Origin of the sequence: Pseudoalteromonas sp. Angola-30, assembly GCF_028599215.1 — a bacterium.
Taxonomy (GTDB): domain Bacteria; phylum Pseudomonadota; class Gammaproteobacteria; order Enterobacterales; family Alteromonadaceae; genus Pseudoalteromonas; species Pseudoalteromonas atlantica.
Genome location: NZ_JAQREI010000024.1, coordinates 1 through 26,063, shown reverse-complemented (window position 1 = coordinate 26,063; position 26,063 = coordinate 1). Strand labels below are relative to the sequence as shown.

At 41.5% G+C, this 26,063-nt stretch carries 24 protein-coding genes, 2 pseudogenes and 1 riboswitch; of the genes and pseudogenes, 16 read left to right on the top strand and 10 right to left on the bottom strand.

Annotated features, from left to right (window positions below; all coding sequences use genetic code 11):
• The first annotated feature begins 28 nt into the window (after positions 1–28).
• The gene (grpE, locus tag PSH54_RS19405; protein ID WP_054983111.1) at positions 29–643 is read left to right on the top strand and encodes a nucleotide exchange factor GrpE; all 615 of its coding nucleotides are present in this window, start codon (positions 29–31) and stop codon (positions 641–643) included.
• Positions 644–668: 25 nt separating this feature from the next.
• Here the strand turns inward: grpE and PSH54_RS19400 are convergent, their stop codons facing one another.
• On the bottom strand, positions 669–1,871 hold the full coding sequence (locus tag PSH54_RS19400; RefSeq protein ID WP_273606901.1) for a Bcr/CflA family multidrug efflux MFS transporter: 1,203 nt from the start codon (positions 1,869–1,871) through the stop codon (positions 669–671).
• Positions 1,872–2,065: 194 nt separating this feature from the next.
• Here PSH54_RS19400 and PSH54_RS19395 point away from each other — a divergent pair, with 194 nt between their 5' ends.
• On the top strand, positions 2,066–2,863 hold the full coding sequence (locus PSH54_RS19395) for a M48 family metallopeptidase (RefSeq protein ID WP_273606900.1): 798 nt from the start codon (positions 2,066–2,068) through the stop codon (positions 2,861–2,863).
• A 71-nt stretch (positions 2,864–2,934) separates the two neighbouring features.
• On the opposite strand, the gene PSH54_RS19390 is transcribed toward PSH54_RS19395, so the two are convergent.
• The 3 genes from PSH54_RS19390 to PSH54_RS19380 form a co-directional block, all read right to left on the bottom strand.
• A complete protein-coding gene (locus PSH54_RS19390; protein ID WP_273606899.1) occupies positions 2,935–3,948 on the bottom strand; it encodes an alpha/beta fold hydrolase in 1,014 nt (337 codons plus the stop codon).
• A gap of 162 nt (positions 3,949–4,110) precedes the next feature.
• Positions 4,111–4,899 (bottom strand): hypothetical protein, encoded by a 789-nt coding sequence (locus PSH54_RS19385; RefSeq protein ID WP_064385180.1) that lies wholly within the window; start codon positions 4,897–4,899, stop codon positions 4,111–4,113.
• A 134-nt stretch (positions 4,900–5,033) separates the two neighbouring features.
• Positions 5,034–6,347, bottom strand: coding sequence for a Na+/H+ antiporter NhaC family protein (locus PSH54_RS19380; RefSeq protein WP_004588096.1), 1,314 nt, complete (start codon positions 6,345–6,347; stop codon positions 5,034–5,036).
• Between the two features lie 339 nt (positions 6,348–6,686).
• Here PSH54_RS19380 and dapB point away from each other — a divergent pair, with 339 nt between their 5' ends.
• From dapB to PSH54_RS19320, 12 genes are all read left to right on the top strand, one after another.
• Positions 6,687–7,484, top strand: coding sequence for a 4-hydroxy-tetrahydrodipicolinate reductase (gene dapB, locus PSH54_RS19375; RefSeq protein ID WP_121637640.1), 798 nt, complete (start codon positions 6,687–6,689; stop codon positions 7,482–7,484).
• Between the two features lie 364 nt (positions 7,485–7,848).
• Positions 7,849–8,985 (top strand): glutamine-hydrolyzing carbamoyl-phosphate synthase small subunit, encoded by a 1,137-nt coding sequence (gene carA / locus PSH54_RS19370; protein WP_273606898.1) that lies wholly within the window; start codon positions 7,849–7,851, stop codon positions 8,983–8,985.
• A 16-nt stretch (positions 8,986–9,001) separates the two neighbouring features.
• On the top strand, positions 9,002–12,220 hold the full coding sequence (carB, locus tag PSH54_RS19365; protein ID WP_273586789.1) for a carbamoyl-phosphate synthase large subunit: 3,219 nt from the start codon (positions 9,002–9,004) through the stop codon (positions 12,218–12,220).
• A 46-nt stretch (positions 12,221–12,266) separates the two neighbouring features.
• Positions 12,267–12,743, top strand: coding sequence for a transcription elongation factor GreA (greA, locus tag PSH54_RS19360; RefSeq protein WP_004588092.1), 477 nt, complete (start codon positions 12,267–12,269; stop codon positions 12,741–12,743).
• A gap of 352 nt (positions 12,744–13,095) precedes the next feature.
• A complete protein-coding gene (locus tag PSH54_RS19355) occupies positions 13,096–14,154 on the top strand; it encodes a S66 family peptidase (RefSeq protein ID WP_273606897.1) in 1,059 nt (352 codons plus the stop codon).
• 67 nt (positions 14,155–14,221) lie between these two features.
• A riboswitch (FMN riboswitch) is annotated at positions 14,222–14,403 on the top strand.
• A gap of 178 nt (positions 14,404–14,581) precedes the next feature.
• Complete coding sequence (gene ribB, locus PSH54_RS19350; protein WP_004588090.1) at positions 14,582–15,235, top strand: 3,4-dihydroxy-2-butanone-4-phosphate synthase; 654 nt, start codon at positions 14,582–14,584, stop codon at positions 15,233–15,235.
• Between the two features lie 189 nt (positions 15,236–15,424).
• Positions 15,425–15,916, top strand: a complete 492-nt coding sequence (locus PSH54_RS19345; RefSeq protein WP_029774290.1) for a cupin domain-containing protein — start codon at positions 15,425–15,427, stop codon at positions 15,914–15,916.
• An 8-nt stretch (positions 15,917–15,924) separates the two neighbouring features.
• Complete coding sequence (locus PSH54_RS19340; protein ID WP_029774289.1) at positions 15,925–17,058, top strand: L-dopachrome tautomerase-related protein; 1,134 nt, start codon at positions 15,925–15,927, stop codon at positions 17,056–17,058.
• Between the two features lie 341 nt (positions 17,059–17,399).
• Positions 17,400–17,576, top strand: a complete 177-nt coding sequence (locus PSH54_RS19335) for a hypothetical protein (RefSeq protein ID WP_273606896.1) — start codon at positions 17,400–17,402, stop codon at positions 17,574–17,576.
• A complete protein-coding gene (locus PSH54_RS19330) occupies positions 17,573–17,701 on the top strand; it encodes a hypothetical protein (protein WP_273606895.1) in 129 nt (42 codons plus the stop codon). The genes PSH54_RS19335 and PSH54_RS19330 overlap by 4 nt, the downstream gene beginning before the upstream one ends.
• Before the next feature lie 15 nt (positions 17,702–17,716).
• Positions 17,717–18,031, top strand: coding sequence for a hypothetical protein (locus tag PSH54_RS19325; protein ID WP_273606894.1), 315 nt, complete (start codon positions 17,717–17,719; stop codon positions 18,029–18,031).
• A gap of 263 nt (positions 18,032–18,294) precedes the next feature.
• Positions 18,295–18,879: a class I SAM-dependent methyltransferase gene (locus PSH54_RS19320; protein WP_256850251.1), complete on the top strand. Its 585-nt coding sequence runs from the start codon at positions 18,295–18,297 to the stop codon at positions 18,877–18,879.
• A gap of 52 nt (positions 18,880–18,931) precedes the next feature.
• Here the strand turns inward: PSH54_RS19320 and PSH54_RS19315 are convergent, their stop codons facing one another.
• From PSH54_RS19315 to PSH54_RS19300, 4 genes and pseudogenes are all read right to left on the bottom strand, one after another.
• Positions 18,932–19,585: a nitroreductase family protein gene (locus PSH54_RS19315; protein WP_054983121.1), complete on the bottom strand. Its 654-nt coding sequence runs from the start codon at positions 19,583–19,585 to the stop codon at positions 18,932–18,934.
• Positions 19,586–19,660: 75 nt separating this feature from the next.
• The gene (locus PSH54_RS19310; RefSeq protein ID WP_273606893.1) at positions 19,661–20,452 is read right to left on the bottom strand and encodes a glycine betaine ABC transporter substrate-binding protein; all 792 of its coding nucleotides are present in this window, start codon (positions 20,450–20,452) and stop codon (positions 19,661–19,663) included.
• Positions 20,449–20,955: pseudogene (locus PSH54_RS19305) on the bottom strand (thioredoxin family protein); the annotation flags it as partial. The pseudogene PSH54_RS19305 and the gene PSH54_RS19310, both read right to left, overlap by 4 nt.
• A gap of 100 nt (positions 20,956–21,055) precedes the next feature.
• A complete protein-coding gene (locus PSH54_RS19300; RefSeq protein ID WP_273606892.1) occupies positions 21,056–22,162 on the bottom strand; it encodes an L-dopachrome tautomerase-related protein in 1,107 nt (368 codons plus the stop codon).
• A gap of 456 nt (positions 22,163–22,618) precedes the next feature.
• Here PSH54_RS19300 and PSH54_RS19295 point away from each other — a divergent pair, with 456 nt between their 5' ends.
• Positions 22,619–23,554, top strand: a complete 936-nt coding sequence (locus PSH54_RS19295; RefSeq protein WP_024033395.1) for a LysR family transcriptional regulator — start codon at positions 22,619–22,621, stop codon at positions 23,552–23,554.
• A gap of 13 nt (positions 23,555–23,567) precedes the next feature.
• Complete coding sequence (locus tag PSH54_RS19290; RefSeq protein ID WP_273606891.1) at positions 23,568–23,912, top strand: lactoylglutathione lyase; 345 nt, start codon at positions 23,568–23,570, stop codon at positions 23,910–23,912.
• A gap of 45 nt (positions 23,913–23,957) precedes the next feature.
• Here the strand turns inward: PSH54_RS19290 and PSH54_RS19285 are convergent, their stop codons facing one another.
• Positions 23,958–24,848 carry a dienelactone hydrolase family protein gene (locus PSH54_RS19285; RefSeq protein ID WP_273606890.1) on the bottom strand — a complete coding sequence of 297 codons (891 nt, stop codon included), beginning with the start codon at positions 24,846–24,848 and terminating at the stop codon, positions 23,958–23,960.
• Between the two features lie 335 nt (positions 24,849–25,183).
• Positions 25,184–25,798: pseudogene (locus PSH54_RS19280) on the bottom strand (SulP family inorganic anion transporter); the annotation flags it as partial.
• Positions 25,799–26,063: the final 265 nt, after the last annotated feature.

Below are 26,063 nucleotides of genomic sequence, written 5' to 3'. Positions count from 1 at the left end.
AGTTGTAAAGAATTGGAGCACGTATTTTATGTCTGAGCAGACACAAAACCCAGAGCAAGAAGTAGAATTAAACGAAGAAGTAGCTCAAATGGAAGCTGATGTTGAAGCAGCAGTAGAAGCCGCAGAGCAACACGAAGCAGACCAAGAGCAAAGCCCTGAAGCTGAAATTGCAATGCTATACGCAGAGCTTGAAACCGCAAAGCAAACCATTGCGGATCAAAAAGACAGCGTTGTACGCGCCGCCGCAGATGTAGATAACATTCGTCGTCGTGCTGCACAAGATGTAGAAAAAGCACATAAATTTGCACTGGAAAAGTTTGCTAACGAATTACTTCCAGTAATCGATAACCTAGAGCGTGCTATTGAGTTTTCTGATAAAGAAAACGAAACCCTAAAGCCATTGCTTGAAGGTATTGATATGACAGTTAAAAGCTTTAACGATGCGGTTGCAAAGTTTGGCGTTGAAATTGTTAACCCACAGGGTGAGCAATTCAATCCAGAATTCCACCAAGCAATGTCTATCCAACCAAGTAACGATGTTTCACCAAACACGGTACTTGCAGTAATGCAAAAAGGATACACATTAAATGGTCGTTTATTACGCCCTGCAATGGTTATGGTATCTAAAGCAGCAGACGCTTAATTAGTCACTGTTTATAAAAAATGCCTCATAATGAGGCATTTTTTTTGTCTATTTTATAGTGGATTAACTGCACCAGCATAGTTAATAGCACGGCGCTAAACATTAAGCTTGAAAACGGCACTGCACTTTTTGCATGCACCACCGCAAGCAATGGGCCAACGAGCGCGCCACTGCCAAAGCGCAGCGTTCCAATAACAGCGGTGGCGGTACCGGTGTTTTTTTCAAACTTCATTAATATTAATGAATCAGCATTGCTTGCTGTTACCCCTAGGCTCATCATTAAAGGCGCAATGGCCGCTACAATGTAATATAAAGAAAGCTGCAACAAGCTAAACGTAAGCAGTGCCAGCCCAGAGGCAAAGCCACATACAAGCCCTATGTACAGCATTTTTCGAGAGCCAATTCTTGGTACAATTCGGGTATTTAAAAAGTTACCACACATAAGTGCCATGACATTAAATGCGAATAAAATACCAAATAATTGCTCAGACACATTATATAAATCTAGGTATACAAAAGGCACTGAGGTTAAAAAGCAAAAAAAGCCAAACGAGACAAACATAGAGCTTAATATGTCTGCACGTGCATCTTTATTACTAAGTACCGTTTTATAGCTGTCGAAAAACAAGGCTAGGCCTTTTTTCTCATTTTTATGAATGGGGATATCAATTAAATACACTTGTACAAACGCTAAAATTAAAAAGCTATAGGCAGCAAGAACCAAAAATATGGTTGACCATACCGAGAACCCTAAAATAAACGAGCCCACAGAAGGGGCAACTAAAGGCGCTACCATCATAATCATAGATACATACGACATGCCTTTAGCGGTGTTTTTTTGATAAATATGCCTAATTACGCCAGGCACAACCACCGTAGCTGCCGCGCCGGTGAATGCTTGCACGGCTCTAAGTACCCAAAAGGTGTGTATTTCGTTGGTAAAAGCCAGCGCAAATGAGCTTGCACCAAATAAGGTTAAGCCAATCCGGGCTAGTTTTCGTCGTCCGAGTTGATCGGCAATAGGGCCAAAAAATAACATGCCTAGCGAGTAGCCAGCCAAATAAATACTTAGCGAAATTTGTACATTTGGCATAGTGGTTTGTAAATCGTTCGCAATAACCAACATGGCCGGTAAGTACATGTCTATAGCCAGCGGCGTAATAGCAACAATACTGGCTAACAAGGGTAACAAAATTCGGGTATTAAAAGACGAGGCCGAGGCGTCCATGTAGTCACTCAACATTCACTAAAAACAAGGCTTATAGTGTAACAGGGCTATGCAAGGGTATAAACTTAGTTTGTCTGGCAAGGTCATTTATTTATTAAAAATAAAAAGCGGCGTAATAAAGAGCAAAGATTCTAAACTGGCACCGTGTTTGCTATTCTACAACTAATAAAAATTAAAGACTTGAAGGAAACACCATGAAAAAGCTAGCCCTTGCCTTACTCGCAACTGCAGTTTTAGCCGGCTGTAAAACATCGCCTACGGGGCGTACTCAAATTGCGCTGTATTCAGATCAACAAATGAGTGAAATGGGCACCGCAAGTTTTGCTCAAATGAAGGAGTCACAGCAAATCAATAAAGATGCAAAAACCAATGCGTATGTAAATTGTATTGCTGAAAAGGTCGTGGCTGTTTTACCAAAAGAATACGCCTCACAAAATTGGGAAGTCGTAGTATTTGAAGATGAGTCGGCAAATGCTTTTGCATTACCTGGTGGCTACATAGGTGTTCATACAGGGTTATTAAAAATAGCCACCAATCAAGATCAGCTTGCAACCGTACTAGGGCACGAAGTGGGCCACGTTATAGCAGAGCATTCAAATGAGCGTGTATCGCAAAGCTCAATTTTAGATACCGGTATGCAATTAGGCAGCGCTGCGCTCGAAATGGGCAATGTACAATACCGCAACGAAATTATGCAAGGTTTAGGCTTAGGGGCGCAGTACGGCGTAGTTTTACCGTTTAGCCGTTCACACGAATCAGAGGCCGATACCATTGGTTTAGATTTAATGGCGCAGGCTGGCTTTAACCCGCAAGAGTCGGTCACGCTTTGGCAAAATATGAGCGCAGCAGGCAGTGGTAGCACACCTGAGTTTTTATCTACTCACCCTGCACCGAGCAATCGAATTAATAATTTACAAGCACAAATGAGCGAAGCTCTTAGCGAGCAAAGTACGGCTAAATCGCAGGGTAAAAACCCGCAATGTACGCTGTAAATTAGTTTTATATAAAAAGCCCCTGTAAGCAGTTTACTTACAGGGGCTTTATTTTATTAAGTATCAAGCTATTACTCACTTAGTGCTTGTTTAAACACTGCCTTAAATCGCTCAAAATCTTCTACTTGCGGTAAATGACCTAAATTATCAAGTTCAAACAGTTGCGCATCAGGAATAAGCGCAGCAGCGTGTTTTCCTAATTTGTCGTAACGCCCCAGCTGATAATCTATCCCGTCTTTTTTCCAGTTTCGGCCAGGGCCTGTTCTGTCACGTGTACCAATAATTAATTTAACGGGCACGGTTAAGTCTTTAAATTCAGTGATCACCGGTTGGGTAAAAATCATATCGTAGGTTTTAGCGTTAACCCAGGCAATTTGCTCTTTATCTGGGCCTTGTATTTGCCCTGTAATAAAGTCGGTTAATGCTGAATACTGGGTATTCCATTGACCATCGTAATAGTTTTTTTGCTGGTACTTTTTAACACCTTCGGGCGTTTTGTTAAGCTCATTTTTATAAAAAAAGTTGGTGTCTTTGTATTTTACATAGTGTAAGTAGTTTTCAAGCCCTATTGGATTAAGCAAAATCAGTTTAGTGGTTGTATCTGGGTACATTAATGCAAAACGGCTCGCTAGCATTCCCCCCATAGAGTGGCCAACAACAATCGACTTTTCAAGTTTTAGCGAGTCCATTAATGCATGTGTATGATGCGCAAGCGCCGCAAATGAATATTGATAGTTAGTGGGCTTTGAAGATTTACCAAAACCAATTTGATCGGGGATCAGCACCCCAAATCCAAGCGACTGTAAGTAACGGGCTGTGGGGCTCCAGTAGTCGGCATTAAAGTTTTTACCGTGCATTAGCGTCACTGTTGGCATATTTTTTTGCGTGGGTTTTAAATAAATATACGCCATTTTTAGCGATTGCTTTTGTGATGGAATATCAAAATAATTTACTTTAAAATCATACTGGTAATTTGTTAAAAGTGCATCGTAAGAGAGGGTTTTAGAGGGTTCTGTACTACTGGAAAATGCATTATTAGTAAAGGCTAATAATGCAGACAAACAAATAACTTTAATCGCTGGCATTTCCTTACTCCTATTAAAGGCAAGCACACGGCTTTAATTAAAGTAAGACAATAACTAAGTATTAAAGGCTGTTCAATTAAATAGTTTTCATGGCAAAAAAAAGAGCACTGTTTAAGTGCTCCGTTTAAAAGTAATGTTGACTCTGTTTTACACTGTCTGGGCTTAAAAAGTCCACTCAACGTGTATTTGTGGAACCGATTCAGTGACCTCAGTGCCTAGCTTGTTATGCCAGTATTGCAGTTCCATACCCAGTAATAGGGTGTTTTCTTTCATTTCTAACGCGTGGCCCATATCCCATACTAAAATAGGCTGTGCAAGTATCCACGCTTCTACGTCGTTACCAAACTCATCTTCGCGCTCTGCAATGTACTCAGCGTGTCCTTTAAAGCTAAATTTTTGCGAGCCTACGGTAAACGGGTATTCAAAGGCTACATCAAACATCCAGCTGTTAGTTTCAATAGGGGCACCGCCTTTGGCTACGCCTTCACTGTCATCAATATAGGCAGTGACAAGTGTTTGAAAAAAGTTGAACCCAGGTACATCCCAGCTTAATTTAACACCCGGTAGGTATTTCATCATTTTGGCATCGCCGGCAACGTTAATTCCGCCAGTAAGGCCTACATCTAATAATGCACCAGCGCCAATTTTCTCACCGCTAATAGCCGATAAGCTTAGCGTTGAATACCATTCGCCGTAAAAGTCGCTATCTTGGTAGCCGTCGGTTGTATCGTCTTTGCTGTAATCAATAAAGAAAAAGTTATCACCGTAATCATAGCCCGATGCATGTTGCAGCGAGTAAACAGTAGTGTCTGATTCTTGCTTGGTAAATGGGTTTTTTTGGTCGCCATTATTAACATGTAATGCGGTACTGCTCCAATTAGCAGCAAGGGCAGAAGATGATAAAGCGATTGACGTAAGGGTAACGAGGGGAAGTACTTTTTTAAATTTCATAATCTATATTTAACTATAATTTTAGTGACACGCGAAAGCGCGCATTATAGCACAAGGTATTGATTTGTAGATTATTATTTTAACATATGTTGCAGCTTATTTATTAAGCTGCAACATATGGTTTTGCACAAAGTTTAGGCTTTATTGCGGCGCAAACAAATAACGGCAATGGCAGTAAAGGCTAAAATAAAGCAGTAGTAAGATGACGTTGATACTTCCCACGGGCTAATTTTAAACGTAGCACCTAACAGTAATGCTTGAGCACCATAGGGCAGTGAGCCTTGCGTAACACAAGCAAAAATATCAAGTAAACTTGCAGAGCGTTTACCACTTATTTCGCCATCATCAGCAAGTTTTTTAGCAATAGGACCTGCAACAATAATTGATACCGTGTTATTGGCTATACACACGTTGCTGGTTAATACCAACGCAGCTATACCAAGCTGATCAGCTACTTTGCGGTGCCACTTGGCAATCACTTTTGTAATGGCTTGAATTTTTTGTGCCAGAAAATCAAGGCCGCCGTTAATACGAATAAATTCAGATAAGCCACCAATAAACATAGAAAGTAAAAATATTTCCTGCATATCGGTAAAGCCTTTGTAAATATCTTTTACAAAGCTTGCGCCTTCGTAACTGCCGGTAAAGCCCATTAGCGCAGCAAATACAATACCGCTAAATAGCACCACAAACACGTTCATACCGGCAACAGCCAATACTAAAATAAAGGCATAAGGCAGCACTAATAATAAATCAAAATCTTTAGTTTCTACTGCTTGTGGAGCAGGTGTTAAATAAAGCAGCAAAGCAATGGTTAATACGGCAGCAGGAACCGCTATTTTTAAGTTTTCTTTAAACTTGTCTTTCATTTCACAGCCTTGCGTACGCGTTGCCGCAATGGTTGTGTCTGAAATAATAGAAAGGTTATCACCAAACATTGCGCCCGATACTATAGTACCGGCCATTAGCGCAGGGTCGATGCCTGTTTTAACGGATACCGCATAGGCAATTGGCCCTATAGCACCAATGGTACCCATTGATGTACCCATTGCAGTAGAGACAACCGCAGCAATTAAAAATAGCCCAGGTAATAACAGCGACGGGGGAATAAGTGACAAGCCAGCGTTTACAACCGCATCCACACCACCGGTGGCACTTGCTACTGCCGAAAATGCACCAGCAAGTAAATAAATTAAACACATGGTAATAATATTGTTGTGTCCTGCGCCTTTAATAAAGGTTTCAACACATTGGTTTACAGTGCCTTTGTTTAAAATAAAGGCAAGCATAATAGCGGGTAGTATAGCAACCGGCGCTGGGAGCTGGTAAAAAGCGTAATCAACCCCTTGCGATTGTAAATATAAACCTGAGCCTAAAAAAAGGGCTACAAAGGTAAGAAGGGGAAGCAAAGATAGAATTGCTTTGTTTTTATTAAATGTTGGCTGCATTGTATTCCTCATAACCAGTTAATATAACCACAGCCAAAACTCCTCTTTTAGCTGAATTTAGTAGATCACTCTTTAATAAAAAAGTAGATGACCACAGCGCCCGCAAGCCAAAGACCAAATCGACGCGAAAGAGAAGTTTAAATGTATAGATGGCTAAAGTAAACTGGTATTGTTATTATTATTTAATTAAGGGCTTACCTGACTATTGCATGACTTTTAGATAATATCTACCGGTGTGCGATTATATGCGGCTAATAATTGCTCAAAGCAAGTTTAGGGCGGCAAATTAGTCAGGGTAAGCAACAACAGATCCAACTAAATCAGATTAAGGCAATAACAATGAATCGAATAGGTGTTTTTGGTGCTAACGGCAGAATGGGCTTAGCCCTATTAGAAGCCGCGACAATTAAAGAGCAAGCACAACTTGGTGGTGCGTATGTTCGCAGCAGCTCATCGTTATTGGGTATTAATGTAAATCAAGTAAACAGTTCAGCCGACAAAGCCATTAGCTTTAGCGACGAGAGCAAGGTTGCTGATGTTGATGTACTTATCGACTTTACGTTACCAGCAGGTATGCGCAATCACTTAAAAACAGCGCTCGATAAAAAACTGCCTATGGTTATAGGCACCACAGGTTTAACTAGTGAAGACATGGCATTATTAGAAAATGCTGCTAAACATATTCCTATTGTGTTTGCGCGTAACTACAGCGTTGGCGTTAATGTGCTACTTAACCTAGTGCAAACAGCGGCCACTAAATTTGGTGACGACCTAGATATAGAAGTTTTTGAAGCGCATCATCGTCATAAAATAGATGCGCCCTCGGGCACAGCATTAGCCATTGGTGAATCTATTGCACAGGCTAAAGGGTGGGATCACGATGAAGTAGCGGTATACGACCGCAGCCAAGTAGAAACCGCAAAATCGCAAAATGAAATTGGCTATTCAGTACTAAGAGGCGGGGACATAGTAGGTGAACACACCGCCTATTTCGCAACTATGGGCGAAAGGCTTGAATTAACCCACAAAGCAAGTTCGCGAATGACCTTTGCATTAGGAGCTATAAGGGCTGCGCAGTGGTTACAAAATAAACCAGCAGGACTTTATGATATGCAAGATGTGCTAGATCTGAAGTAGTTTAGTTACTTTTTTAGCTGTTTGGGTCTATTTTTGCCTAAAGCGACTTATTTGTAGTATTTATCTAAATAACGTTAGACCTAAATAGCATCTTCATGTAGAATGCAGCCAATTTGCCAAAAATTACTAAATGCGTGTTTCCAATTATACCCAAGTGGCTAGTAAAACCAGGGGTTTCAGTGGGAATGAAAAGAGTTTTAGGCAAGAAAAATGATTGAAGGTTTAGCGTTTTATATCGGCATCATTTAAGACTGCGTAAAACAATTTAAGCTCACAAAAAAATCTGGTTTTGACGATCCCTCTGGGTATTGGCGGGGTGTTAAGCATTTGCTTACTCCCGTTTTTTACTGTTAGGAGGTTTAACTTGACTAAATCCGCTCTGTTAGTCCTAGAAGACGGCACAGTGTTTCGCGGTACTGCAATCGGCGCTGACGGCATGTCAGTCGGTGAAGTAGTATTCAATACGTCTATGACTGGTTATCAAGAAATTTTGACTGATCCATCATACGCGGAACAAATCGTAACTTTGACGTACCCACATATCGGCAATACGGGTACCAACAGCGAAGACGAAGAAGCGAATCAAATTTGGGCTAAGGGCCTAGTGATCCGTGATTTGCCACTGCTAGCAAGTAACTTTCGTAACGAGCAATCGTTAGATGATTACTTAAAACAACGTAATATTTTAGGTATTGCGGACATCGACACCAGAAAGCTTACCCGTATTTTGCGCGACAAAGGCGCACAAAACGGCTGTATTATTGCCGGTGACGAGTTAGACGAAAACAAAGCGTTACAAGCCGCGCAAACCTTCCCAGGTTTAAAAGGTATGGATTTAGCAAAAGTTGTCTCAACCAAGGAAAATTTTGAGTGGCGCGAATCAAGCTGGACATTAGGCCAAGGATTTAAAGCCCTTAGCAGCGATGATGAAAAGTTTCATGTAGTAGCCTACGACTTCGGTGTTAAACGTAATATTTTACGTATGCTAGTTGATCGCGGTTGTAAATTAACCGTTGTACCAGCGCAAACCTCAGCCGCCGATGTACTTGCTTTAAACCCAGATGGTATCTTCTTATCTAATGGTCCTGGCGATCCAGAGCCATGTACTTACGCTATTGATGCAATTAAAACCTTTTTAGAAACCGACACACCAATTTTTGGTATTTGTTTAGGGCATCAATTATTAGCACTGGCCTCAGGTGCTAAAACAGTCAAAATGAAATTTGGCCACCACGGTGGTAACCACCCAGTAAAAGACTTAGACCGCGATGTAGTAATGATCACCGCACAAAACCACGGTTTTGCTGCCGATGAAGACACACTACCAAGTAACTTACGTGCCACGCACAAATCGTTATTTGATGGAACACTACAAGGTATTCATCGTACTGATAAGCCAGCGTTTAGCTTCCAAGGTCACCCAGAAGCAAGCCCAGGCCCGCACGATGCAGCCCCATTATTTGACCACTTCATCGACCTGATGCAAGCGCGTAATAACTAATTTAACTGGAGTAATAATGCCAAAACGTACCGATTTAAAAAGCATTCTTATCTTAGGCGCAGGCCCAATTGTAATTGGTCAAGCTTGTGAATTTGATTACTCTGGTGCTCAAGCGTGTAAAGCACTTAGAGAAGAAGGCTTTAGAGTTATATTAGTTAACTCAAACCCAGCGACTATCATGACTGACCCGGAAATGGCCGATGCAACGTACATCGAGCCTATTCATTGGGAAGTGGTAGAAAAAATTATTGAAAAAGAAAAGCCAGATGCAGTACTACCAACAATGGGTGGTCAAACGGCATTAAACTGTGCACTTGATTTAGATAAGCACGGCGTACTGGCTAAACACGGCGTTGAGCTAATTGGCGCAACCGCCGATGCAATCGACAAAGCAGAGAACCGTGAACGCTTTGACGTAGCCATGAAAAACATTGGCCTTGAATGTCCACGTGCTGAAATTGCTCACTCTATGGATGAAGCACACGATACGCTAACACGTATTGGTTTTCCGTGTATTATTCGTCCTTCTTTCACTATGGGTGGCACCGGTGGCGGTGTGGCTTACAACATGGAAGAATTTAACGAAATCTGTGAGCGCGGCCTAGATTTATCACCAACAAGTGAGTTGTTGATTGATGAATCACTGATTGGCTGGAAAGAATATGAAATGGAAGTTGTTCGCGACAAAAAAGACAACTGTATCATTGTATGTTCTATCGAAAACTTTGACCCAATGGGTGTACACACTGGTGATTCAATCACCGTTGCGCCAGCACAAACCCTAACCGACAAAGAATACCAATTAATGCGTAATGCCTCTATGGCGGTACTGCGTGAAATTGGTGTTGAAACCGGTGGTTCAAACGTACAGTTTGGTGTAAACCCTGATGATGGCCGTATGGTTATCATTGAGATGAACCCTCGTGTATCTCGCTCATCAGCACTGGCATCTAAAGCAACGGGTTTCCCTATTGCTAAAATTGCCGCTAAGTTAGCAATTGGTTACACGTTAGATGAACTTCAAAACGACATTACGGGTGGTAAAACACCAGCGTCATTTGAGCCATCAATCGACTACGTAGTAACAAAAATTCCTCGCTTTAACTTTGAAAAATTTGCCGGCGCGAACGACCGCTTAACAACGCAAATGAAATCAGTGGGCGAAGTAATGGCGATTGGTCGTAACCAGCAAGAATCGTTACACAAAGCATTACGCGGTCTTGAAGTAGGCGCAACGGGCTTTAACCCAATTGTGGCACTTGATGACCCGAAAGCGCGCGAAAAAATCATCCGTGAACTACGCGAGCCAGGCGCTGAGCGTATTTGGTACATTGCCGATGCAATGCGCCACGGGATGAGCGTAGAAGAAGTATTTGAACTTACCAAAGTTGACCCTTGGTACTTAGTACAAATAGAAGACATTTTAAAAGACGAAGCTAAAATTGCTGAAGGTGGCATGGCCGGCTTAAATGCCGAGTTTTTACGTAAACTTAAGCGTAAAGGCTTCGCCGACCCACGTATTGCTGAAATTGCTGGTGTATCTGAAGCCGAAATTCGCAAAAAGCGTCATCAGTTAAACATTGTACCTGTGTACAAGCGTGTTGATACCTGTGCTGCCGAATTTAGCTCAGACACAGCTTACATGTACTCAACGTACGATGAAGAGTGTGAAGCGAACCCGTCAGACAAAGACAAAATCATGGTTATTGGCGGCGGTCCTAACCGTATCGGCCAAGGCATTGAGTTTGACTACTGTTGTGTACACGCAGCCCTTGCGCTACGCGAAGACGGCTATGAGACCATCATGGTTAACTGTAACCCTGAAACGGTTTCTACCGATTACGATACCTCTGACCGTCTATTCTTTGAACCAATTACACTTGAAGACGTGCTAGAAATTGTACGTGTTGAAAAACCAAAAGGTGTAATTGTACAGTACGGTGGCCAAACACCACTTAAACTAGCACGTGAACTTGAAGCGAATGGTGTGCCAGTAATTGGTACTTCACCAGATGCGATTGACCGCGCAGAAGACCGTGAGCGTTTCCAACAGTTAGTAGAGCGTCTTGATTTACTACAACCAGAAAACGCAACAGTTACATCAACTGAAGAAGCATTACTTAAATCAGGTGAAATTGGCTTCCCACTGGTTGTGCGTCCATCGTACGTACTGGGTGGCCGTGCAATGGAAATTGTTTACGATGAGCAAGACTTACGTCGTTACATGACCGAAGCGGTACAAGCTTCAAATGAAGCGCCAGTACTACTTGATCACTTCTTAGATAATGCAATCGAAGTGGACGTTGATGCAATTTGTGACGGCGAGCAAGTAATTATTGGCGGTATTATGGAGCACATTGAGCAAGCGGGTGTTCACTCGGGTGACTCAGCATGTTCATTACCTGCACACTCTTTATCACAAGAAGTGCAAGATGTTATGCGTAAACAAGTAACCGATATGGCACTTGAGCTTGGCGTAGTGGGCTTAATGAATACACAATTTGCTGTAAAAGATGGCAAAGTGTACTTAATTGAAGTGAATCCACGTGCGGCGCGTACTGTACCGTTTGTATCTAAAGCGACCGGTATTGCACTTGCAAAAGTAGCCGCGCGTTGTATGGCGGGTCAGTCTTTAGCAAGCCAAGGCATTACTAAAGAAGTAATTCCACCGTATTACAGCGTTAAAGAAGTTGTTTTACCGTTTGCTAAGTTCCAAGGTGTGGATCCTATCCGTGGCCCAGAGATGCGTTCTACAGGTGAAGTGATGGGTGTTGGCGATACTTTCGCCGAAGCGTTCGCAAAAGCACAATTAGGTGCAAGCAACACTTTACCACGCGGTGGTCGCGCGTTACTATCTGTACGTAACAGCGATAAGTCTCGTGTTGTAGAACTTGCTAAAACCATGAGAGATCTTGGTTTTGAAATTGATGCAACAGGTGGCACAGCAGAGGCTTTAAAAGAGGCCGGTATTGAAGTACGCCGTGTAAACAAAGTATATGAAGGCCGCCCGCATATTCTTGATAACATCAAGAATAAAGAGTACAGCTATATCGTAAATACCACCGAAGGTCGCCAAGCGATCGAAGATTCGAAGGTGTTGCGTCGTGGTGCATTGCAAAACAAAACCAACTACACGACAACCTTGAACGCGGCATTTGCTAACTGTACTGCTAACCAAGCGGACGACCGTAGTAAAGTGACGTCAGTTCAAGAGCTACACCAGCGATTGAACTAAGGAAATGTACCAAGGCCACTAGGCCTTGGTGTTAAGTGAGAAAAGTATGCAATCAATTCCGATGACAGTTCGTGGCGCAGAGTTACTGCGCGAAGAGCTTAACGAATTAAAAACAGTTACCCGTCCTAAAATCGTAAATGATATTGCGATTGCACGTGAACATGGTGACTTAAAAGAAAACGCTGAATACCACGCTGCGCGTGAGCAACAGGGTTTTTGTGAAGGCCGTATTCAAGAAATTGAAGCTAAGCTTTCAAATGTGCAAATTATTGACGTAACTAAAATGCCTAATACAGGTAAAGTTATTTTTGGTACTACTGTCACTATTGTAAATGTAGAAACAGATGCCGAAGTAACCTACCGTATTGTGGGTGATGACGAAGCAGATATTAAAAATAACTTAATTTCTGTTAACTCACCGATTGCGCGCGGTTTAATTGGTAAACAAACAGATGATGCTGTGACCATTAAAACGCCTAAAGGCGACGTTGAGTATGAAATCATTGACGTTGAGTATCTTTAATATTTAGCTCACAGTAATGTACAAGCAAAAACCGATGCAATTGCATCGGTTTTTTTATACCTAAAAACTAGCTAATAGCAACTTATCCTCATAAACCCCATATATAACACCCTCCTCAAAATAGACAGCTGAGTTAAACGGATTGGCATAATTGGATTGCTAAAAAAGCGCATGCCATTACTCGTTAAAAAATTTATAAATAAAATGGTGACTGCATAAATGCTAAACACACTCTACGCTTATTCATATTGCATAAAGAGTGTGCGTGTTGATATAGGTACATTCATATAGGTAATGTGTAAATGCATAACGGCTTTTACACAGTGGAATCACTTTATTAAAAGGAACATTCATGGCTAATATACTTTATCCAGCGCCTTTAAAAGTAGGCTCTAAAATTGCTATTTGCTCGCTTTCGTCGGGCTTAAAAGAAAAATACCATGCACGATTAGATAGAGTGATAGACGGTTTAAAACACCGTGGCTACGAGGTAGTAGAAGGGGAGTTTTTACGCCAAAATAAACCCCGTGATGAATTAGATGCAAAAGCGCATGCCAAGCAATTAATGGGCTTTTTGCTAGACGATGAGGTTACCGCCATTATGCCGCCAATGGGCGGAGAGCTGGCAATGGAAATTTTGCCACTACTGGATTTTAACGCCATAAAAGAGGCCAAACCTAAATGGCTGGTGGGTTTTTCTGATGTGAGCACAATTGCCTGTGCACTTACGGCTAAGTGCCAATGGGCAACACTTCATAGTGCCAACCTAATGCAGCTTCACCCAGATGAAACAAACCCCTACAGCTTACAAATTTTTGAAACCATTACCTACGAGTCGGGAAGTAAATTTGAGCAAGGGCCTTCTGCTTATTATCAAAAAAATAAACCCAATTACGCACAAAACCCTGATGAACTGCTAGCGCCAAGCGAGCCTACCCAGTGGCAGTGCCTAAATTACACCGATGAGCGCACAATAGAGATGTCTGGGCGCTTATTTGGCGGCTGCCTTGATACGGTAGGATTATTGCTGGATTCGCCATTTTTAGCATTGCACGACTTTAAAAAACACAGTGCGAACGAAGGGCTAATTTTATACCTAGAAAATTCAGAGCTTACGCCTACCACCGTGGCACGATTTTTACTGTCGCTCAAACTTGCCGGTGTATTTGATGATATTAACGGCCTTATTTTAGGGCGCAGCGAAATAACACAAAGTCATCACGATGCATTTGATTACCGCCATGCGCTAGATGTGGCATTGGGTGGGTGCTTATTCCCGGTAATAATAGATGCTGATATTGGCCATGTGCAGCCAAATTTAAACTTAGTTAATGGCGCAAAATGCTCACTCACGGCCGATATTAACCAAGGTAAAGTACTCAATGCCTCACTAAATACTGAGCTTATTTAACATTTATTTTTGAATAACGTATAAATACACGCGTATAATGCGCAGGCCGTGAACAGATAAGTTCACGGTACATTCTCAGGGCGGGGTGAAAGTCCCCACCGGCGGTATGTTTTACTCATTAGTTTTTGAATAAAACGAGCCCGCGAGCGCTTTATTTAATAATCGTTTTTTAATGTATTAAATAAAGGTCAAGCAGATCTGGTGAGATGCCAGAGCCGACGGTTATAGTCCGGATGAAAGAGAATATAGCTTGTAGCGTATGCAAACACGTGGCCTGTGGCTGCGTGTTTAATACCAATTCGCAATAATACTTAATTAAGCGGATTGGTATAAGCTGTTTAGTGGCAAAAAGTGCGCAATTTAGTTTGTGTGTTTTGCCATGCCTTTCAGTGTCCTGAATCTATTTATTTTTATGTGGAATATAATAATGATTCAGTCTTTACTTAGCCAATTTGGCGAAAGCCACACCCGCGTAGAAAACGCCATTGCTGCTTTGCAGCAAGGCCAAGGCGTACTTGTTGTTGATGACGAGAACCGCGAAAACGAAGGTGATTTTGTTTTTTCTGCCGAGCATTTAACCACCCAACAAATGGCGGAAATGATCCGCGAAGGCAGCGGTATTGTGTGCCTGTGTATGGGCGATGAGCGTATTAAGCAGCTCGAGCTACCGCAAATGGTAACTCACAACACCAGCCAAAATAATACAGCCTACACAGTCACAATAGAGGCTAAACACGGTGTTACAACCGGCGTATCGGCCGCCGATCGAGTAACAACGATTAAAGCTGCCACAGCCGATAACGCCAAACCCAGTGATTTATCGCGCCCAGGCCATGTATTTGGCTTAAAAGCACAAACAGGTGGGGTTTTAGTTCGCCGCGGCCACACCGAGGCATCTGTTGATTTAATGCAGCTGGCTGGTTTAAAACCGTTTGGGGTTATTTGTGAACTCACTAATCCTGATGGCACCATGGCGCGTTTACCACAGGTAAGTGATTATGCTAATAAACACAGCATGACAGTGGTAACGATTGAAGACTTAGTACAGTACATACAAATGCAAGAATTAAAGGTCAGTTAAGGTTTTTTAAGCATTACCTAAGTAAAACCCAGCTTTATTGCTGGGTTTATATTTTGTAATAAGTAATTAATTACTCGTTTTTATTTGAAAATGTTTCTTGCCTAGGCGGCTTTTTCAAAAATCCTCAGCCTGTAAACTTTACCTAAATAGTCAGTGCAGCCGCACACAGTTTATTATTTAGGTGAAACTATGAAAATTAACACGCTTTTATTAGCAACTGCTTTAACAAGCAGTGGCGTATGGGCAGCGCAGAGTAAACTTGAACAGCAAATAACGCCTGCACCCCAAATGGGCATAATGGATAGTTATAATCAGCACATTACCAACGCCCCTTTTTTACTTAATCTCGACAGCCAGCCCAAAGAGCAAATGGGCCCATATTTAACACGCCAATATTTTCATGGTACGCAATCTACGTTTGTAAAATGGGTGGCTAAAAAAGGAGGCAAAGTACCGCTTCATAAACACCCGAATGAACAAGTGACGTGGATCATGTCAGGCGAGGCTAAAGTGTTTTCTGGCGGTAAACAATACCTTATGAAAGCGGGTGACATGATGGTGATTCCGGCCAATGTACCGCACGAATTTCACTTTACCCAAGATACGGTAGATATTGATTTTTTTGCCCCAGCTCGACAAGACTGGATAGACGGCACAGCTAATTACATTAAGCAAAAGTAGGGCAAATTATGTTTTTAAATAAATCTAAATTAGGGCTAAGCGCTATAGCCTTGCTAATAAGTGCCTCGGCTTTTGCAAATGACACGGTACCCGCTGAGGTTTACGCACAAACCGACGGTGCTGTGGGCGGTATTACGTATACACAAAACAAGCGCTTTATTTTTAGTTATCACCCTTTTTATAACCCAAAAGTAAAAGTGGGGGAGCTTTTAAAAAGTGGTGATGTGGTGCCATTTCCTAATGCGCAAATGCAAACCCCTTATAAAAGTGATGGCAGCTTAAAAAATCCCGCTAACTATTTAAATTGGGTATTAGGGGTAAGGGCTGATGACAGAGGTAATGTATGGATACTCGACTCAGGCCAGGCGCAGCCGCGTATTACGCCAAAGCTGATAGCATGGGATGCGCTAAACAATAAGCTTAATAAAATTATTTATTTACCTAGCCCTATATCGGTTGCTCAATCTCAACTTAATGATTTAGCTATATCGAGCAAATACAATACATTGGTGATTGCTGATGAAGGTATTGCGGATGGCGGAAATGGCAAGCAAGCCGCCCTTATTATCGTTAATACTAAAACAGGTAAGAGCCGGCGAGTATTGCAAGGTCACGAAAGTGCATTACCCGATTACACAATGCCAATAATGATTGATGAAGGGACTGATAACCAAAAGCAACTTAATGCCTTTATTGGTGCCGATGGCATTGTGCTTGATAACGCGCAGCAATGGCTTTACTTTGCTCCGCTTAATAAAAAGTATGTTTACCGTATTAAAATGGCCGACATTGCTAACGAGCAATTAACCGATAAACAACTAGGCGAACGAGTAGAGCAATACGCACAAAAACCAGTAAACGGTGGTTTAAGTATTGATGCTGATGATAATTTATATTTAACCATAGTGGGTGAGCGTACTGTGGGCGTTATTGATGCCAAAACACGTACGTACCGTGATTACACGTACGATAAAAACATGATTTGGCCAGATGGTGTAAGCATTGGACCAGAGGGTTACATGTACACCGGCGCTGCGCAATTGCCGCTTTCGGCACAACTTAATAACGGCAATGCTCAAAATAAAGCACCTTATTATATATTTAGATTTAAACCTTTAGCTGAAGGCGTAATAGGGCGCTAACTATAATGTGTAAATTAAGCACGCCTTTATGGCGTGTTTTTTTATGTTATTTACTACTTATACCAATCCGCATTAATGCTTAATCATTTTCAGGGGCTAAACGTGTCGCTATCTGCGTTAAAAAATTCTCATTTAGAACGACTAAATAGCGAATTTTTTGCCTTGCTATCATCACGTTTATCCATCCTCAAAATAGATCACTTAATTATGCGGACTGGTATTAAAGCGTGATTATCAATTTTTACAAGATAAAGTTTCAACCTAAATGCGGTTTTTCTGCGCTGACTATTTGGGTATCTTACGGGCATAGGTACTTAACCCGCTTTAGGCTTTAATTAATTATGAAACTATACAGTTACTCTCATTGTCCTTTTTGTGCGAGTGTTAAATATGTAGCAGGTAAATTAGGCATTAAGCTTGATGACGTTGTACTTGATTACGACGACACTGAAACACCAACAAAACTAATTGGTAAAAAATGGTACCTATTCTTGAGAAAGATGACGGCACTGTTATGAGTGAAAGTAACGAAATTATTAGCCTGTTTATTGAACTTGCTGGTTCTAGCGAATCAGACAAGCCAACGCAAGGGGCTATTGAGTGGCAAGGTGGCTCGTTTGCGCCTTTATTGCAGATTGGTTAGCCGCGCTGGCCATTATTGGATTTAAAAGAGTTTAAAACAGAATCTAGCCGTATAGCGTGGGAAGATAACAAGCAATCGACAGAGCTTAACTTTGTAAACCTAATAGCATCAACTCCTGAGATAGTTTTACAAGTAAATGAATTTTTAATTGGCACCGAAAAACAGCTCAATATTAAAAATGGTAAAACGTCATTAAGCTTGCTCGATAGCGCTATTTATTTTTCTATATTACGTGGTTTATATTGCGAGCCAACCATTACCTGGCCAGAGCAATTAAACCAATGGATGAACTATCAGGCATTAGAATCTCATGTGCCGTTATTAAGATAACGAATACTGAAAAAGTTTTAACAGCCAGTACGACTCCCTTCGTATTGCCTTCTTTTGGCCGGTGACCTCGTCACTGGCTTTTTTATTTAGCTCTGAAAATCACCCCTTTTAATCCAGCACTTAGCAGTGTGCGTGAGCATGGCTGAGTATTATATTAATAACATTAAAAAATTAGTTACCTATTTACACTACATATTATTAGTGGAATTATTAAGCAGGCTTATTCAACGCTATGAATACGCAAAATAATACCGGGAGCTATTATGTGGGATGAAAGGTATAACACTCAGCAATACGCTTATGGCAAACAGCCAAACGATTTTTTAGCCGAGCACTATAAGCAATTACCTAAAGGCAATGTTATTAGCTTAGCCGAAGGTGAGGGACGAAATGCGGTATTTTTAGCAAAAATGGGTTACAGCGTTACCGCGGTTGATGGCTCAAAAGTAGGGCTTGAAAAAGCGGCAAAGCTTGCCAAAGAGCACAACGTAAACATTGAGCTTGTACACGCCGATTTAGCGAAGTTTGATTTTGGAAAAGAAAAATGGGATGCAGTAGTGTCTATTTATTGCCCTTTACCAAGTGCCGTGCGTTCAGCGGTATATAAGCGCGCTGTTAAAGGTTTAAAGCCAGGTGGGGTGTTTTTACTTGAGGCCTATACGCCTGAGCAAGTAAATTATAATACCGGAGGCGGCCCAAGTGTCGATACTAAAACCTCAAAAAGCGATTTACAAGATGACTTAACCGAGCTTAGCTTTATACATTTAGAAGAATTAAAGCGAGAAGTGTTTGAAGGCACATACCACACGGGCTTAGCGTCGGTACTGCAAGCTATTGCTAAAAAATAAAATGAATATAAAAGCTTAGCACTCATTAGCGCTAAGCTTTTTTAATAGGTTTTTATAAAACCTGTATAACTTGCTCTTTTGCTAAGCGAGATTTAGGTAACTTAGCGTTATAATCTTCAGTGTCATCGTGGTAGCCAAGTACTAACGCTACATCACAAATATAGCCATCGAGCTCTTGTTCAAACACTTCACCAATAAGCTGTGCATCTACACCTTCCATAGGTGTTGAATCAACGCCTAAGCGTGCTGCGGCGTGCATTGTGTTGCCCAGGGCAATGTAAGTTTGCGCTTTGGTCCACATTGCATTGTTGCCTTGCTCATCGGTATTCATATCAACAAAAGCAAATGCGCCAAACGCTTGTTCGCGGTTTTCACTTTGAGTACGGCCATTTTTAATGTCTGCATCAATGACTTGTGCGTAGTCATCACGTTTATATTTAGGGTTGTAAGCAAATAAAATAACGTGTGATGCAGTTTTAATATGCGGCTGATTAAATTGAAATTTATTAGCAAACGTAGAGTGCATACGCTCTTTAGCTTCGTCTGACTCAATAACAATAAATTTCCACGGCTGCGAGTTAATCGATGAAGGAGAAAGACGCATAGCTTCGTAAATTACATCTAGATCATCTTGAGGAATGCGCTTGGTTGTGTAGCGTTTAGTTGTATAACGTTTTTCTAAATCATTAATAATTGGATGGGTCATGGTTATCTCCGTTAAGTGGCTATTTTAGCCAAGTAGTGTCTATATTGAGCCTTTTTAAAAAAAACAAAGCACAAATTACTTTTTAATTGGATTGTTATTAAGCCAATTACGCGTTACGTCATCGAGTGGTTGTAAGTTTTTGCATACTTTATAGTCAAGCTCGGCAATGATCTCATTTGAAAAGCGTAATTTATCAAGGGTGTTTAACTGTGCTTGGTTAAACAGCGCTTGTTTATCTTCTCGTTGGAGTAAAACAGCTCTATCAACAACGCCAAGTAATCCTTGTGGTTCTTTAAGCTCACGTATTGTGTGCTTGTAATGCAAAAATTGTGGTTTCCATAACGGCACTACGCACCAGGTTTGGGTGGCGACGGCGTTTTCAAACGCGCTAAAACAGTCATGCTCTGTGCCGGTTAAAAACTCATATCCTGCGCTCGTCAGCCCATATTCTTTCATCATATTAATAGAAAAACGGGTAATACCAGCACCGGCATTAATGCCCTGAATTGTTTTTTGCATTTTTGAAAGCACATCTGGTTTTAACAAATCACTAATTTCGTTCACTGCACTTTGCGGTACGTAATCTGGTACGCCCCAGTGTGCATAAGGCTCATAATGTAAGCCAAGCTCAACGAGTGGCATAACTTGTTCAACATCGGCTTTATAAATACCGTGGCTTGAAGGTAGCCATGCTGAGGCGAGTAAATCTACTTCACCAGATTTAAGGTTTTTAAAGTTATCTTGATGCGGCGCATAAATACGCTCAACGTTAAAGCCCATATCAGTTAAAACATGGCTCACTAAAGAGGCCGTTACATGGTGAAACGATAAATCGGTTACGCCCAATTTTAAATGTACTGTACTCATAATGAATTACTCCATTTTATAGAGCAGCCCATGCTGGGTGTTTGCTGCTCAGGACCTTTGCCTGTGGCCGCAATTTGGCGCATGGCATTAACTAACTCAGGAGTGCGATGTGCATCGTCATTCATTTTTGCATCGTCTAAGCGGCCACGGTATTGCAGTGCCCCGTGTTTATTGAAACCAAAAAAATCAGGCGTGCAAACCGCGCCATACTGTTTGCCTACGCGTTGGTTTTCATTAACAAGGTAGGGAAACAAAAAGCCGTGCTGCTTAGCAAATTTTTCCATATTAGCTGGGGAGTCAGCAGGGACGCTTTTATAGTCGTTCGACATAATAGCTAACACATTTATACCTTCGTTTATTAATAACGCGGTATCTTCGCTTAAGCGCCTTGCAATACGTTGCACATAAGGGCAATGGTTACAAATAAACATGATTAACAAGGCATTTTCGCCTAGGTTGTCGGCTAAGGTAAAAGGCTCGCCTTGCGGGGTTTTTAACGTAAAGTTGGGTGCTTGTCAGCCAAAGTCACAAATAGGGGTATCCAGTAGCACAACTTAACTCCTAAAAAGCCAGCGGGTATGGCTGGCTTATAAAAATAATTAATTATTTTTGATTAAAGCGAAAACGCGTTAATACGTAAGGTGGTTTTGCATTACCAAAGCCTTGGCTAAATGCAGGGTGCTGGTGGAGCTGATCTTGTGTTACATAAATCCAACCATTGCTCACTGCTAGGCTATCAGGCCATGATAATCGTTTGTCTTGAACAATTATTTCGTAGTGGCCTTTAGTCGTTAAGCCAATGGCATTGTTTTCAAGGTCGGTTACTAAAATACCGCCACCTGGCGCGTAGGTCATGCCATCGCTTGGGTTTTTAGGGCCAAACACTTCAATGTTTTTTGCTTTTTTAGCATCTGAATACGTGCTATCAGCGAGCGTTTTTGCCGGAATACGGTAAACACTTGTGCCTGTAAATGCGCCAAAGTATACCCATTCATTTTTATCATCAATGGTAATTGGGTTTAAGCCAAAACGTAGGTTTGTTGTTTCACCTTTTGCTGATTTAGATGCAACAGGAGAGGCTTCGATGACAATATTGCGCTCCTCTGGCATTAGCTTAGCATTGCCCTCAAGTACACGCGTTGATTCGCCGGTTTTTAAATCAACAACAATAAACGCAGGTTTAGTGGCGCCCATAAAGTTACCAAAAGACATATCGGCAATGTAAATTTTGTCGTTACGTTCATCAATAACAAAGTCTTGTAAAAACGAGTTATCAAGTACAGCGTCTTTATTTAATTCAATGGTATTAACTAAGGTATTGGCAACGCTGTCCCAGGCAATTAGTTTTGGGGCTACTTGCTCGCTGCCCATGTCTAAAATCCACACCACACCTTTGCTGTCGCTATGTACGCCAATGACGGCTGCAAGGCCTACTTTGCCAAGCTCGGGGCCGTCAGCCCAATCTTCGTTAGGGAAAGGTTGTTGAGCACCGTTTGGCATAATTTCAATTACTCGCGTTTTTGGTGCATCAAGCGGGTGCATGCTTACAATCATTCGCCCTGCGGGTGTTATAGTTATACCTGCGCCGCGATATTTATTAAAAGTAGTCACCGTTTCAAGGGGGCCAACGTCTGCTGCATAGGCGCTTGAAAAAGCACTTGCGGCTAATGACAGGGTTGCTATTGCTAAGGTGGTTTTTAATCGTTTCATACTGTGATACCCGTTATGCTAAAAAATAGAGTAAAGCGATTTTAATAGCCTGAATGACTTCGCTTGCGTTGAGGTGAATAATAGGTGAGAATTTTTATGCAATAAACAGGGTAATGATTGAATCTTTATCAAATAATATTAGTTAATTGGATGGGCGAGTCCTTGCTTTAAACAAATTTGCTTTTTAAACATACTATTAATGCCCAAAAGCTGGGTTTACTAATAAACGCCCTAAAGATTGTCCTAATTTAATAAATAGTGGTTAGTGACTAGCTGATGGGTACAGTGTAATATTTGCCTTTATATTGATAAACCGCGCAATAGATAAGCATTGTCAAATATAAATAGACAATAAATCACTTTTTGATTGCTCAATACACTGTAAGCAAACCTAAAGCGCTTAATTTTGCCAAAAATAATAATTAAATTATTAAGTTGATAATGGATTAATACACAATGCTTTTAGAAGACTTACAGGTAATTTTAAAAGTGGCAGAGTTTAAAAGTATTACTGCTGCAGCATCAAATTTAGATATGCGCACCGCCACAGCAAGTGCTGCTGTTAAAAGGGTAGAGCAGGCTTTAGGTTTTGAACTATTTATACGCACCACTCGCCATTTAAGGCTTTCTGCAGCCGGCGAGCGTTACATTCCGCAATGCCAGCAAGCATTGGCAATGCTTGAACAAGCCAAAAATACACTTAAAAGCGATGACGATATAATTGATGGCGAGCTGCGTATTGCGCTTTCTTCTGATTTAGGGCGCAACATTGTGATCCCCTGGCTTGACGAGTTCATGCAAACCCACACTCAGCTCAGCTTGCGCGCCAATATAAGCGACAGTAATATCGACTTTTATCGTGACTCGGTCGACATTGCACTGCGTTATGGTAAACCTAACGATGCCAGCATGTACGGTTTTAAAATTTGCGATGTACCGCGTATTTTATGCGCAGCACAAAGCTACCTTGATACACATGGCACGCCTGCTCATCCACATGATTTAACAGAACATAAAGGGCTGTTTTATCAACTGCAAGATATAATTAAAGATGTATGGGTATTTAGCGATGCCAGCGAAGAGTTTAAAGTAAAATTGCACGGTGGCCATGCGGCTAACGATGGCGATTTAGTAAGGCGCTGGTGTGTGTCGGGCAAGGGGCTGGCGGTTAAATCGTGCTTAGATATGTCTAATGAATTACTTGCCGGTAATGTCATAAGTGTTATGCCAAACTTTAAACCCACGCCTACAGAGCTTTGGTTGGTGTGCCCAAGTAGGCAGTCAATCACTCCGGCGGTGCGCTTACTTCGCGATGCCTTTAGAGAAAAAAGCGCCGGTATTTTAAAAGCCCTTATTGCAAAAGGGATTATTGATAAAAGCGTGCTTGACTAATGAAGGACTGATAATGCAAGTTGATGATATTAGAGTGTTTGTGCCGTGTAAAAATTATCAGCAATCGTGCGACTTTTATCAGGCGCTTGGCTTTAATGTTGAGCCTGCATCAGCTGATTTAAGCATAGCAACATCAGGTGAATGTAGTTTGTTTTTACAACGTTACTACAACCAAGAATTTGCTGAAAATTTAATGCTGCAAGTGTGTGTATTAAATATATACGAAGCCTTTAACACTATTAGTAAGTTAACTCACTTTGATATTCGCTTTGAAGGGATAAAACAAGAGCCGTGGGGTAAAGTGATTTATTTATGGGGACCATCTGGTGAGCTTCTACACATTACAGAGCTCAATTAACTTAAAAAATGCCACCCATTTTAAGCTGGTGGCATTACCTTATTATTAACTTAGTTTTTCATTAAAAAACGCTAAGGTACGCTGCCAAGCAAGTTCTGCTTTTTGCTCATCATAACGCCCAGTAGAGTCGTTATGGAAACCATGATTAGCGCCTTCGTACATGTGCATAATGTACTCAACATTGTTAGCTTTTAAGCTTTTTTCATAATCAGGCCATGTAGCGTTAACGCGTTTATCAAGCTCACCTAATTGAATCATTAAAGGCGCTTTAATATTTTTGTGCAGTGACTCACTGGCAGGTGTGCCATAAAAGGGCACGCCCGCGCTCAGTAAGCCACTCTCAACCGCCGCTAAGTAATTAACAATATAACCACCAAAACAAAAGCCTACAGCTCCCAGTTTGCCGTTACTATTAGAATGATTTTTTAAAAAGTGAGCCCCAGCTACAAAATCGTTTTGAATTTTAGCTCTGTCCATGGTTTTTTGCATGGCGCGGCCTTCATCGTCATTGCCCGGGTAGCCACCAAGCGCAAAGAGTGCGTCGGGTGCAAAGGCAATAAAGCCTTTTTTGGCTAAGCGCCTTGCTACATCTTTAATATATGGGTTTAAACCACGGTTTTCGTGAATAACTAATACAACCGGCAGTTTACCTTCAATTTTGCTAGGTACTGCTAAGTAGCCTTTGCCTTTACCATGCCCGTTTGGCGAATCAAATTCTTCGTAGGTGGCTTTAATATCATCATCGTTAAATGATACTTGCTCTGCAAACGCGTAATTAGGCAATAGCGCTGATGTAAGTACACTCATTGAAAACCCAAGTGCAGCTAAACCGCCAAGTTTTTTCATAAATGTACGTCTGTCCATTAAACCGTGGGCGTATTCGTCGTACCAATCAAAGGCTTCTTGCGGGATATGATCTGATTGCGGGTTATTCATGGCCGCTCCTTAACTTTATTATGTATATTTATTATTTAAATACCATAACGTATTAGGGATAAAAAACGAGCAGTTTATCTTTTAAATTTATAGATCTCATTAATATAAAATAAAAGACTAGTAAACTTTAATTTATCTACCTTCATAGCCCTTCATCAATATTTATAAAAAGCTCGGGAAATTCTGAGCTTTTTTAGTGAGTTACCTAAGTGACGTGTTACGCCATAGCGTCGTTGGCTACAGGGTATTTAGGGTCTTCAACAATGTTAACCTCAACCAAATCACCGGCTTTTTGCAATAACTTGGCAGACTCTGGACTCAAGTGGCGTAAAGGTGACCAGCGCTGTAGATACTGCTATTGCAGCAAGAGGGGTAGGAATTGCTTTAGTATAGCGCGGTAAAAAATACACAATTGCCATGGTTAGCGCAATTAGCCCCATCATGGTAAGCATAGCAGGGCTGGTTAGTTGCATCCAATCGCCTGCGTAGGTAAACATATCGTGTTGCTTATCGTAAACTACGCGAACGTTTTCTTTAAATTGGCCAAATTGCGCCATACCAATCACAATAGCTAAGCCATTTACAAAGCCAAGCATTACAGGGTGAGGTAACAGCCTAATAAATTTGCCCATTTTAAAAGCGCCAAACACTACTTGTAGCACACCGGTTAATACCACGGCGGCCAGCAAGTACTCGAGTCCAAACATAATAATAAAGGCGGTGGTGACTACAGCCATAGAGCCAGCAGCACCCGAAATCATACCAGGGCGGCCGCCAAACACGGCGGTAATAAAGCCAACAAAAAACGAGCCATAAAGCCCCATCATTGGGTCAATTCCCGCTACAAAGGTAAACGCAACGGCTTCGGGAATGAGCGTAAGCACAGCGGTTAAGCCGGCTAATACATCATTTTTTAAATTAGCGCTGCGTTTGCTTATTAAATCAAACATAGGGTTCCTTAGGGTGCATAAATAAACTAGATGCCATAGCGCTTTAAGCGGATAGCAGTATGTTTAGGTGTTTTAAATTTACGTGTATAGGGCGTGTTGATCTTTGCGGATTGAGATTTGTTCAATCTAGGGGCGATCAAATCGCGGCGCGAGGTTTGTAACCTAGTGGGCTCGATAACTGCTCCTGCGTTATTCTAATGACTTACATCCCTGTAAGAATAAGTAAAAACCGAGCAAAGCTTCCGCGTCCTGCTCACGCCCCTTA